Here is an 11,909-nt window from a genome sequence, read left to right as displayed (position 1 = left end):
CGTCAGCGTGAGGCGAGCAGTGGCAGCAGGCGGGCCCGGTAGCCACCAAGGTAGCGATCCGGGTCCCCAGCCAACACGTGAGCGACAGCGGTGCCGAAGACGTCCCGAAAGTCCGTCGTCGCCTTGAGGTCGCCGTCGTCCAGGTTGGTCAGGCTCGGCTGCTCGCCGTAGAACCCACCGGCCACGGAGTGGCCGAGCACGAACACCGGGCCGGCCGTGCCATGGTCGGTGCCGTCGGAGGCGTTCGCCCGGACTCGCCGGCCGAACTCGCTGTAAACCACGACGGTGACCCGGCGGCCGGTCTCGGTGCGACCCATCCGGTCCACGAAGGCGCTCAGCGCATCGTCCAGCTGCCGCAGCAGCGCCTCCTGCCACACCCGCTCCCCGGCGTGAGTGTCGAAACCTCCGAGACTCACCGAGTAGACCCGGGTGGGAACCTGGGACTCCACGCACCGTGCGACGAGCGCCAACTGGGCGGAGAGGGCGTTGTCGCCACCAGTGCCGGTTGCCGGAACCATGTCCCCAACTGCGTGCCCCTGCACCTCGGGGCCGGTGCTCGCGGGCCGCACCACGCGGTTCATCGTAATGAGGTCCGCGTACGAGGTGGCGGCTCGCGCCTGCATCTCCGACTCACCGGGCTCAGCTCGCCCGAGCGCCGAAACCACATCGGTCGAGACACCCGGCGGCAAGGTGAGCCCCCGGTAACTCACACAGGCACCGATACGAGACTTGCCCACCAACATCGGCGGCAGGGCCGGCTCGAAACTCACGGCTGCTTCGGTGGCGGCCTTCGTCCCGTCGAGCCACCGCCCCACCCAACCGGTAGGGGCGGGGGTGCCCGGTGACGCGGTCTGCCAGATGTCCATCGACTTGAAGTGGCTCCGGTCCGGCTTCGGGTAGCCGACACCAAGCACGATGGCCGCCTGCTTTGCGTCCCACAGCCGCTTCATCCCCCGCAACATCGGGTTGAGGCCCAGCTTCTCGTCGAGTCGCAGCACCCGCTCTGGCGCGTACGCCAGCTCTGGCCGCGCGCTGTGGTAGGCCGATTCCGTGTACGGAATTACGGTGTTGAGTCCGTCGTTACCGCCGTACAGGGTGACCAGGACGAGCGTGGGCAAACCATCCTCGACGTCACCGGCCTTTGCCTTCTCGGCGGTCCTGAGCAACTCGTGGAAGCCCAACACGCCCGCGCCGGCCGCCAGTGCGCCGCCGCCGACAACCCCAGACGAGATGAGAAACCGCCGCCGGGTCAACGCGTCCATGTCCACACACCCACTCTGGTCAGCTCACCAGATACTCGGGGCTGACCAGCCCGAGTATCAGCTTCAGTCGGTCGTCGCGGGCGTCCCGCAGCACGCTGTACGTCCGGTTGCTCCATCGGTCAATGCAGAGCAGGTGCGCGACGGCCTCCGGGGTGATCGGGCCCGGCCGAACCAGGTCGACGAGCATGCCGGCGATCGTCAGCCGTACCTGAGCAGCGGCCGAGGTGAGCCAGGCGGCCCCCGCCGGCCAGCCACCGACACTGGGTGGAGCGAACGGACGCTGGCCAAGCGCCTCCATTGCCCAGTAGACCCGTGTGAACACCTGATCGGGCATGGACACAGGACGGATCCCCAGGTGACGCATGGCGCCAACGAGCCACTCGACCGGCTGCTGGACCATCGTGCCACGGGTCCCCTGGAATGCCTCATCGCTGAAGAGCACCCTGAGCATCTCCAGTGGCGCCGGGAACGCCGCCGCCATCGCCTCCCGCGTGCGTTCCGGGATCGGCTGCGTGCTGGAGCCGTAACGGAACCACAGGCGGGACGCAATGAACCGTCTGCAGGTCGGCTGCTGGAGCAGGAGGTCTACGAGACTGTTGGCCTCGAAGTTCGCGGTTTTGCCGAGGATCGTCTTGCGGCCGGTGTCGCGGTGCTGGGGATCGGAGATCAGCGACTCACGGTCGAGGATGACCCGCCAACCCGCCAACGCGCGACCGGCCTCCTTGACGTCCCGTTCGGTGTAGTGCCCGACACCGAGCATGAACAGCTCGAACAGCTCCCGGGCGAGGTTCTCGTTCGGCGCTGCCTTCTTGTTGTGCTGCCCGTCGAGCCAGTAGACCAGCGCCCGGTCGTGCACCATCCGGTGCGCCAGGTCGGCGAAGTCGCGCGCTTCCCGGAACGTGCGCAGCTGCCCGAGCATGAGCTGAGGGCTGCGCACCTTCGCCACCGAGGTCGCCCAGTGGCCGTGCCAGAAGAAGAGCAGCTTCTCGACCGCCTGGTGATCGGCCACGGTCATCCGGTCAAGCCACCACCGTGCCAGGGAGATGGTCTGCTCCGTGCGACGCCGATCGCCCTCGGCTCGCTGGGCGTCGGTGGCCCGTGGCATCAGCGTGAACGGATCAGCGCCCAGCTTGGGCGTCGGTGCGCTGGTGGCGCCGACGTCCGGTCCGGTTGGCGCGACCACACCGGACAATGTCGATGCGTAACCGAGTCGACGCGCCGCACCTACCTCCGCCGCGGTAGGACCGAAGCCGGCCCGCCGAAGCAGGAGGACGATGTCGTCGGTCATACGTCCACAGTAAGGGAGCACCGGTGTTCCCCGCAGACGGCCGGACCCGTTCCCCCGGTCGACACGGACTGACCGAAGAGTCATTTCGTCCGCGTTACGCGGTCTCTCATAACCTTGCAAATCCCCACATACAGCAGGGGCTTCGGTTCTCCGCAGCAGCAGACGCCTGGTCGGGCGCCAGGCCGCCATTGACAGAAGGGTCGGCGTTGAGGTCTATTAACCCGGGCTTGACGGGCAGCCCTTCCTGCTGCCCGTCTAACGGTGCGCCCGGCAAAGCCCCGTTGGGCTGGCAAAGCGCGCCAACCCGAACGGGGATCGGGAGGTATCGGGGTGCGTCCTGTCGTGCACGCATCACCGCTGCCGCGCGGTCTGCAGACCTGCGGCCGCAGCGCAATCTAGTGGCCGGACGAATCCGGAAGAGACACGTGACGACACCACCTTCGCCCCCGGAACCCCACTCCGGAGCCGGGTCGGCAGCACTGACGATCCTGGTCCTGGGCACCGCCGAGTGGAACTCTCCGATCGCCACGAATCAGCACTACGTCGTACGGGAACTGGCCCGTGACTTCGACATCCACTTCGTGGAGTCCCTCGGTCTACGGCGGGTGCGGCTCGACGCGAAGGACGTCACCCGGATCGCCAAGCGACTGCGGCACTCGGTTGTCGGCCACGAGAAGACGGCAACCTACCGCTCCATTCCTGACCGGGTCAGCGTCATCTCGCCGCTCATCGTGCCGATTCACCAGGCGCCGACGCGACTGCCCAACCGGCTGCTGTTGGAACGGGCCGTGGCCGAATGGCGGCGCAGCCCGAGCCCGCGGATCCTCTGGACCTTCACGCCCGTCACGTACGGCCTTGAGCAGTACGCGGACTACACCCTCTACCACTGCGTCGACATCTTCCAGGCGTTCCCCGGCATCGACGGCTCAGCCGTCTCCGCCGGCGAGCAGAAGCTCGCGAACCGGGCCGACCTGACCATCGGCACCAGTGGGGCCGTCACCGCCCACCTGAACGACGTCGGGTTCACCGAGGTTCTCACTCTGCCGAACGTCGCCGAGATCGACGTATTCTCCGCCGCCAGCCAGCCGGCGTCTCAACGGCGTCCCGCCGCGTTGTTCGCGGGGAACCTCACGCCGCACAAGCTGGACTTCGAGTTGCTGCGCACGCTGGCCACCGCACTACAGGGACACGGCGAGCTTCTCCTCGCCGGCCCGATCGCGGCCGGTGGCGGCGGGTTCGACCGCGAGCTGGCTGAGCTCGAACGGCTCGGTGCCCGATACCTGGGAATGCTCCCCCTCGACCAGCTCGCCGCTGCGGCGGGCACATGCAGCGTGGGCTTGATCCCGTACTCGCTGAACGACTACACAGCGGGTGTCAGCCCGCTCAAATGCTATGAATACCTCTCTTCCGGTTTGAGCGTGATCAGCACGCCCATCCCGGATGTCGTACAGGCGGCACAGGCGACCGAACACATCACGGCCGCAACCTCGGCCACTGCCTTCGTTGACGAGGTGCTGGCCCGGATCCAGCCCGTTTCGGACGACGTGCTCGCGGCCCGCATCCGGTACGCCAGCGACTTCGGCTGGAGTTCCCGAGGCGGTCTCCTGCGCGAGATCGCGGACCGGATGCCTCGGCGTGCCGACGAGGTGGTGACGCAGCCAGCGGGCGACGCTGGAAGGCCTCGTGGCTAGGGTCCGTCCGGCCGCAGCCTGGGCGATCGCGATCGGATCGATGCCATGGGCCGCGGTCTGCCTCGTGCTCTTCCTCGCCGTGCCGCAGTTCTACCTGTTGCCCGAGGGCAGCACCGACGTCGCGGCGTCGACAGTGGTCACCATTCTGCTGGTGCCCGGGGTGCTGTTGGCGGCTCGGCGCGGCTCGGGTGTCGAACTGCTCCGCCTCGGCCTGTTCCGTGTCCTGATCGCCCTGCTCGTGGTACGCCTGCTCGCGCTGGCCTGGTCGCCGGACCCGCGGGCCGGCCTGCCACTGATCGCCCTGCTTGGTCAGTTCATCGTCACGCTGACGCTGATGCTCCAGGCCCTCCGCCAGGACCCAGGTCTGCTACGCCGGATTGAACGCTGGTACTGGCCCTGGATCGTGGCCGAGGCAGCGCTCGTATTCGTCTTCCGGATCCTGCCCGACGTGGAGGACGCGTTCCTGCGGTCGATCGCCGGAATCGTCAGCGGGCAGAACACTGTCGCCGCCCTCTTCACAGGCAGCCCGAACAACGTCTTCGACGAGGCGAAGTCCGGCGGGGTGTTCGTCAACGCGAACGTCGCCGGGCTGTTCCTCGGCGTGAACGCGGTTGCCGCGTTCGCCGTCGCCGCCGTCACCGGGAGCCGTTGGACGCGTGTGGTGGGCTTTGTCGCCCTCGCTACGGTGCCGGTCACCGGCTCCAAGTCGGCGACGGTCCTGGCCGTCGTCCTGCCCGCGTCCGTATTCGCCGCCCGGCGGCTCATCCGGGCACGACGGGCGGCCGAGTCGGGCGCGCTCGGGCACGGCAGCCACCGCCGCCGGCTGAGGCGAGCACACCGACAACTGACGATCGGGCTCGCCGGCGTGGTTCTGCTCGGCGTCGTCGTGGCCGTACTGGTCGCCGCCGACCTCAGCTTCACTCAGGCGTTGGCCAAGTCCTTCGGCGACCGGACGGCCATCTGGGGCTTCGGCGCCGAGGCGTTCCTGCGGGATCCGCTCCTCGGCCTCGGTTACGGCGGCTGGGACGCCGGATTCGGGGCGTACGCCCGCGAGCACGACATCTATCGCAGCTTCCCGCCGCACAACGTCCTCCTGGCGGCGTGGGCCGCGACGGGCCTGGCCGGGCTGGTGCTGAGCGCCGTGTTCTTCGCGCTCACCGTGCGGCTCGCCGTGCGAGCCGTGCTGACCGGTGAGGGCCACTATCGGACCTTCGCGCTCTGGACCACCGCCGCGATCGCGTGGACGGTGATCCACGGTCTGGGCGACAACACCGAGATCTTCGGCGACATCCACCTCATTCCTATTCTTTCGCTGCTGGTCGCCTACCTCATCGTTGGTGACCGCGAGGAGTCGAACGACAATGCAACTGCCCACCGTCGGGATTCTGCGACATCAACAGTTCCTGCCGTCGGAGACGTTCATCCCGAACCAGGCACTGGCGATGCGCAGCTTCCGGCCGCTGTTCGTGGGCCGCGATCCGGTACCGACCAGGCCGGGGACCGAATCAGTTAGTGTCGCCGAGTTCGGCAGGCCCGCGGTTCTGTCGTACACGTTGACCCGCCGCTCGGACGCACTGGCGAGTGCCCTCGCGAAGCGTGACACCGCGCTGTTGCACGCCCACTTCGGCGTCGAGGGCGTGTACGCGGTTCCCACCGCCAAAGCGCTGAAGGTCCCGCTGGTCACGACCCTGCACGGCTTCGACGTGACGGTCAGCCGGGCGAAGATGCTGGCCTCGAAGAAGCCGTCATGGTTGAACTACGTCACCTGGCGGCACTCCCTCTTCGCCGAAGGCGCCGTGTTCATCTGCGTGTCCGAACACATCCGACGACGCGCCGTGCAATGGGGTTACCCTGCCGAGCGATGCCACGTCCTCCCCATCGGGGTGGACGTCGAGGCCATCCAGCCCGCCGAGCCCGTCGACGTACCCCGGATCCTGCACGTCGCCCGGCTGGTCGAGAAGAAGGGGACGCAGTACCTGCTGCGAGCATTCGCCGAGGTACGCAAGGCGATCCCCGGCAGCGAACTGGTGCTCATCGGCGAAGGGCCGCTGCGTGACTCACTCACGTCACTCGCTCGGGAGCTCGGTGTCGAGGCGGGGGTGCGTTTCCTGGGCGCGCAGAAGCACAGTGACACCCTGCGCTGGCTGAGCCAGTCGACGCTGCTGTGCCTGCCGAGCGTGACCGCCCAGGACGGCGACCAGGAAGGGCTGGGGATGGTGCTTCTGGAGGCCGCCGCCTCCGGTAAGCCGGTGGTCGGAACCCATCACGGTGGTATTCCCGAAGCGGTGACGGACGGGGCGAACGGCTTCCTGGTGCCCGAACGTGACGTCGCCGCGCTCGCGGACCGGCTGATCGAACTACTGCGCGATCAGAACCTCTGTGACCGGTTCGGCAAGGCCGGCCGGCAGACAGTCGAAGACCAGTTCAACCTGAGCCGGCAGACCGCCAAACTTGAGTCGTTGTATGGGGACCTACTGTGATCGAGTCCATTCTCATCCATTCCCGGTCGACGCCGCATCACCACACCGGCGGAATGGAGACGCTCGCCTGGCGGCTGGCCGCCGAGTGGGCACTGCACGTGCCGCGGGTACGGATCGTCACCACGGCGATCCCGGGCCGGACCGGCACGTTCACCGAGGATGGTGTCGAGGTGACGCCGTTGGCGGGCACCCGACCTGGCCGTTACTCCCACGCCTGGTGGGAGGAGGCCCGGGCGCACTGGCTCGCGACCAGCACCCCACCGAGTGTGGTCTTCTCGGTGAGCGCCGGCTCATACTCGGTGGTCCGGGAGCGGGCCCAGCACCCGCGGACGCCGTTCGTGCTCCAGGTGCACGGCACGTCCGCCATGGAGCTCGGGTCGAAGCTGCGGGCGCCCACCGCGCGTTCCCTGGTCGGCACGCCCAAGAACGCCTTCTCACTGGTGCGCGACCTGGCCCGCTACCGGGACTTCGACCGCCTCGTCGCGGTCGGTGAGAACGTTGTCGAGTCGCTGACCGCCGCACCCCAGAACTGGGCGGCAACGCCGGACAAGGTCCGCCTGATCCCCAACGGCGTCCGAGCCGAGGACCACGCATTCGACGCCGTCGCCCGGGACCGGATCCGGCGCGAGCTGGGCATCGACGAGCAGACGGTGGTGGTCGGCTGCGTCGGCCGCCTGCACGTGCAGAAGCGGGTCGATCGGGCCCTGCAGGCCGCGGCGGTCCTGCGCGACCGCGGCCTTGGCAGCCGGTTCCGTTTCGTCGTCGTCGGCGACGGCCCGGACGAGGCGCGGCTGCGGGGTCTGGTCCGCAAACTGCAGCTGGAGGAGATGGTCCGGTTCACCGGCCGGGTCGAGGCCGACGCCGTGCGTGACTACTACTCCGCCTGCGACGTGTCACTGCTCACCACGGCACGTCTCGAAGGGCTTCCGATGGCGGTTCTGGAGGCGTTGGCGTCCGGCCTGCCATGCGTCGTCACCGCCGGGTCGATCCGATCGGAGGCACTGAGCCGAGTGCTGCACGAGGTCGACACGCCGGACTCCGATGCGCTCGCCGACGTGGTGCAGAAGGTGACCGCGGATCGGGGCCCGCGCACCAATCTGCTGCCGCCCACCTTCCTTCTCGATCATTGCGCGCGGGACTACCTGGCTGACTTCGCCCATCTGATCACACAGCGCCAGGCCTGACATGGGCAAGGTCTTCTTCCGTCTGGTCCTCGGCGGTATCGCCGGCAAGATCCTCGGATTGCTCCGCGAGGTCCTGCTGGCCGCGCTCTTTGGGGCGGGGCGGGTGGTGGCGGCCAACCGCATCGCACTGACGGCGACGTTGATCCCCATCAACTTCTTCACCGCCGACGCGCTCTCCGCGGGGTTCCTGCCGCTGTACGTGCAGTACCGCCAGGAGCGGCCCGCGATGGCGCAGGTGCTCTACCGCGCGGTGCACCTGCTGTTGGCTGCCTTCTCCGTGGTCCTGGCCGTGGCGCTCATCTTCGGTCGGGACCTGTGGGTGGGGCTTCTCGGGCCCGGGCTCGATCCACACACGGCGGACATCGCCGCGACCATGCTCGGCATCGCCGCGCTGGGCGTGCCGTTCTACGTCCTGTACAACCTGTACACACTGGTCGGCCTTGCGAACGACGACGTCCGACTGATCAACCTACGCCCTTCGTGCCAGAGCATCGGGCTGATCCTCGCCACGGTGATCGCCTGGATGACCGGGCAGGTGTCCGTGCTGGCCTGGGGTTTCACCCTTCCGTACATCGTGCTGTGGTGCGTGGGCGCCTACTGGCTCCGACGCCGTGGCTACCTGCGCGAGGGGGACGAGTCGGGTCCCCGCCGCCCGGACCAGGATGCGACGAAGCTGGCCCTTCGAATGTTCTGGCGACGGCTGCGCCCGCTGCTGCTGATTCCCGTGATCCTTCAGGGGTCGATCGGTGTCGAGCGGGCCGTCGGCTCGCTGCTTGGTGTGGAGGTGGTGGCGGCCACCGAGTACGCGCGTTTCGTGGTCGACTCGGTCATGGCCCTGCTCGCCGCCCCGTTGGGCCTGGCCGGCCTAGCTTCGTTCGCCCGCATGAAGGCACACGAGGTGAGCGGTGGACTCCGCCGCCTGATCCCGCCGGTGATCCTGGTGGCGATCCCCCTCGCCCTGATCCTCTCCTTGAACAGCCGGGGAATCGTCACCCTCCTGTACGCCCGGGGCGAGTTCGACAGTCGCGCTGTGGACGTCTCGTCGGTGCTGCTGCTGGGCTTCGCGCTCGGGATCTGGGCGCACGTGCTCGGTTACACCTTCGTCAAGGTGCTGAACGCCCGAGGAGCCAACTTCAAGGTCGCAATCGTGATGGCGGTCTCCTTCGGTATTCCCATCGCCTTCAACCTGCTGCTGTACAAGCACTGGGGGGCTTTCACGATCGGCGCGGCCTCCTCGCTCAGCGGCCTGTTGATGTTCCTCATCTCGGCTCGGTTGCTGTCGGTACTGGGCTTCAGCATGCGTTTGCTCGCCGTTGTGCTGCCGGGCGCGGCGGCCGCCGCGGCCGCCGGGTACCTTCTGGCCGGCCCCGGACTGCTGCGGCTCATCGCGTCCTGCGTGGCCATCCTGCTGATCTGGGTCGGTTACGTGGCTGCCGTGCCTCAGCTTCGGCGTACGTTCCTGTCGTTCGTCCTGAAGAAGCTCGGTCGGGGTGCTGACGAGACTCCGCAGGACGACCTGGTGGCGATCAAGTGAGGAACCCATTGTCGCGCCGCCCTCGCGGCGACCGCCTCTACATCCTGGATCTGTTGCGCTTCTGCGCTGCCCTCGCGGTCCTCTGCTACCACGTCTTCGTGGACAACCGGGGTGCCTGGGGCACCGACGCGGGTGTGCTGTTCGGCGACACGATCGTGAGAGTCTCCCGCTACGGCTGGATGGGCGTCGAGTTCTTCTTCGTGATCAGCGGATTCGTCATCTGCATGAGCTGCTGGGGCAGATCGGTAGCTGACTTCTTCACGTCACGGGTCACCCGGCTCGTGCCCGCCTACCTGCTCGCGGTGCTGTTCACCTCGGCGGTTCTCATACTCTGGCCGCTCGCGAGCGGTCGGCCGCAGCCATCGCACGTTCTGATGAACTTGACGATGCTGCAGTCATTCGTCGGCATTCCGCACATCGACTCGGTCTACTGGACCCTCTTCGTCGAGCTGAAGTTCTACCTACTCTTCGTGGTCGTGGTGTGGTTCGGCCTCACCTACCGGCGAGTCGTCCTCTTCTGCGTGTTCTGGACGATCGCCGCGCTGTTCGCCCAGTCCTCGGACTCGCCGCTGCTGGTGTCGATCGTCGAGCCGAGATTCGCGCCGTACTTCATCGCCGGCATTGCCCTCTATCTCTGCCACCGTTTCGGGCCGAACCTCCTCCTGACCGGCATACTCGGCGTATCGGCGATTCTGGCGATCATCGAATTGAACAGGCGGGTGGCGGAGCACAACGCGAACCGACCGAAGCCGGTCGTCTCCTTCGAGGTGGCGCTACCGGTGCTGCTGGTCTTCTTCGCGGTCATGACGTTGGTCGCGCTCGGGTTCCTCTCCGGTGTGCGTTGGCGTGGGCTCACCGTCATCGGCGCGCTCACCTACCCGCTGTACCTGCTGCACCTCCAGATCAGCCGTGTCGCGGTGAGCCGCCTGCATGACTCGGTGCCGCCCTGGGCGCTACTGACCGCACTGCTGGCCGGCGTACTGCTACTCGCCTACCTCGCCCACCGCTTCGTGGAGCGGCCCGGCGCCCGGTTCCTTCGCCGCAAGCTGCAGGAGAGCTTCGCGCAGGTCCGGTCGGGATCAGACCAGGAGCATGATGCGGACCGCGGCGGGCCGGGTCGATCCGCTGCGAGCCCGCTGACTCGCGACCCGCTCGGCAGCATCGAGTCCAGTCAGTCGGCGAACAGCGACAGCCCCAGCGAGCGCCGAACGGCGAACAGTGATCAATACGGCGGCTCGGTTCGGACGGACGCCGGAAGTCCCGTGGCATGAGGAGCAACCAGTGGTAGATAACCTTTCCGCCATCCCCCAGGCCGGCGCGCCACGGCCCCTCGACGCCCTGAAGAGCGCCCGAGTCGCACTCGTCCACGAGTGGTTCGGGGCAACCGGCGGCTCGGAGAACGTCTTCCGGCAGATCAGCAGCCTGCTGCCGGAGGCGGAGCGCTTCGTGCTCTGGAAGGACCACGACGCCGTCGAGCCGAACCTGCGGGAGTCGTGGATGGCGCGGACTCCGCTGCGCAAGACGAAGGCCGGGGCGCTGCCGTTGATGCCCCTGGTGTGGCGGACCCTCAGCCAGGAGCGGTTCGACCTGGTGATCTCGTCGAGCCATGCCTTCGCCCACACGGTGCGGCTCGGGTCGTCGGAAGAGACCCGGTACCTCAGCTACGTGCACTCCCCCGCGCGGTACATCTGGAGTCCGAACTTCGACGGGCGGGGCTCCAACCCGATGCTGACCGTGCCGCGACGCGTGCTGCAGAGCGCTGACGTCCGGCTCAGCCGGCACGTGAACGCTTACGCCGCGAACTCGGAGGAGGTCCGGGCCCGCATCGCCCGTTATTGGAAGCGGGACGCGGTCGTCATCAACCCTCCGGTGGACGTCGACTACTTCGCGGCCGCGCCCGCAGCGGACCAGCATCAGCCGCGGGAGTACCTGCTCGGGTTTGGACGGTGGATCCCGTACAAGAACTTCGACTTGATCATTCAGATCGCCGAGGCGGCCGGACTGCCAGTGGTGATCGCCGGCTCCGGACCGGAGGAAACCGCGCTGCGACGGGTCGCCGAGCGGGTCAGCGTTCCGGTGACGTTCGAGGTGCGGCCTTCGAAGGAGCGACTGCGCCAGCTCTACTGGGGCGCACGGGCGCTGCTCTTCCCGGTCCACGAGGATTTCGGCATCATCCCGGTCGAAGCCCAGGCCTGCGGGACCCCGGTGGTGGGTCTGCGCCGCGGCGGCCTGCTGGAGACCGTCGTCGACGGGGAGACCGGTTTCCTCATCGACTCCCAAGACCCGGCTAGCTTCGTGCCGCTGATCCACCGGCTGTCCGAGCTGTCGCAGGACCGCATCCGGTCACACGCCCACGGGTTCTCGGAGCAGCAGTTCGCGGCTCGGATGACGGCCTGGATCGCCGACGCCGGACGCTGAACGCCAATGGCCGCGGATGTGCGTGCCGACCGCACGCACATCCGCGCCTGGT

General features: G+C 67.9%; 9 protein-coding genes. 7 read left to right on the top strand and 2 right to left on the bottom strand.

Annotation, left to right across the window (positions count from 1 at the left end; translation table 11 throughout):
• Window positions 1–2: 2 nt before the first annotated feature.
• Entirely contained in the window at window positions 3–1,262 is a 1,260-nt protein-coding gene (locus ACLJOK_RS21840) for a DUF1501 domain-containing protein (protein ID WP_410820544.1), read from the bottom strand.
• A 19-nt stretch (window positions 1,263–1,281) separates the two neighbouring features.
• A complete protein-coding gene (locus ACLJOK_RS21835; protein ID WP_410820543.1) occupies window positions 1,282–2,550 on the bottom strand; it encodes a DUF1800 family protein in 1,269 nt (422 codons plus the stop codon).
• A gap of 425 nt (window positions 2,551–2,975) precedes the next feature.
• Between ACLJOK_RS21835 and ACLJOK_RS21830 the strand changes: the two genes are divergently transcribed.
• Genes ACLJOK_RS21830 through ACLJOK_RS21800 form a run of 7 tightly spaced genes read left to right on the top strand, consistent with a single transcriptional unit; the run spans window position 2,976 to window position 11,857 of the window.
• The gene (locus ACLJOK_RS21830) at window positions 2,976–4,241 is read left to right on the top strand and encodes a glycosyl transferase family 1 (RefSeq protein WP_410820542.1); all 1,266 of its coding nucleotides are present in this window, start codon (window positions 2,976–2,978) and stop codon (window positions 4,239–4,241) included.
• A 40-nt stretch (window positions 4,242–4,281) separates the two neighbouring features.
• Window positions 4,282–5,754: an O-antigen ligase family protein gene (locus ACLJOK_RS21825; RefSeq protein ID WP_410820541.1), complete on the top strand. Its 1,473-nt coding sequence runs from the start codon at window positions 4,282–4,284 to the stop codon at window positions 5,752–5,754.
• Complete coding sequence (locus tag ACLJOK_RS21820; protein ID WP_410820540.1) at window positions 5,684–6,721, top strand: glycosyltransferase; 1,038 nt, start codon at window positions 5,684–5,686, stop codon at window positions 6,719–6,721. Before ACLJOK_RS21825 ends, ACLJOK_RS21820 begins: the two co-directional genes overlap by 71 nt.
• The gene (locus ACLJOK_RS21815; protein WP_410820539.1) at window positions 6,718–7,905 is read left to right on the top strand and encodes a glycosyltransferase family 4 protein; all 1,188 of its coding nucleotides are present in this window, start codon (window positions 6,718–6,720) and stop codon (window positions 7,903–7,905) included. The genes ACLJOK_RS21820 and ACLJOK_RS21815 overlap by 4 nt, the downstream gene beginning before the upstream one ends.
• 1 nt (window position 7,906) lies before the next feature.
• On the top strand, window positions 7,907–9,439 hold the full coding sequence (locus tag ACLJOK_RS21810) for a lipid II flippase MurJ (RefSeq protein ID WP_410820538.1): 1,533 nt from the start codon (window positions 7,907–7,909) through the stop codon (window positions 9,437–9,439).
• Entirely contained in the window at window positions 9,436–10,710 is a 1,275-nt protein-coding gene (locus ACLJOK_RS21805) for an acyltransferase family protein (protein ID WP_410820537.1), read from the top strand. The genes ACLJOK_RS21810 and ACLJOK_RS21805 overlap by 4 nt, the downstream gene beginning before the upstream one ends.
• A 10-nt stretch (window positions 10,711–10,720) precedes the next feature.
• Window positions 10,721–11,857 carry a glycosyltransferase gene (locus ACLJOK_RS21800; protein ID WP_410820536.1) on the top strand — a complete coding sequence of 379 codons (1,137 nt, stop codon included), beginning with the start codon at window positions 10,721–10,723 and terminating at the stop codon, window positions 11,855–11,857.
• Window positions 11,858–11,909: the final 52 nt, after the last annotated feature.

This window comes from Micromonospora sp. 050-3, from assembly GCF_046549335.1.
Lineage (GTDB): Bacteria > Actinomycetota > Actinomycetes > Mycobacteriales > Micromonosporaceae > Micromonospora > Micromonospora trifolii.
This window is presented reverse-complemented; position numbering and strand designations above follow the sequence as displayed.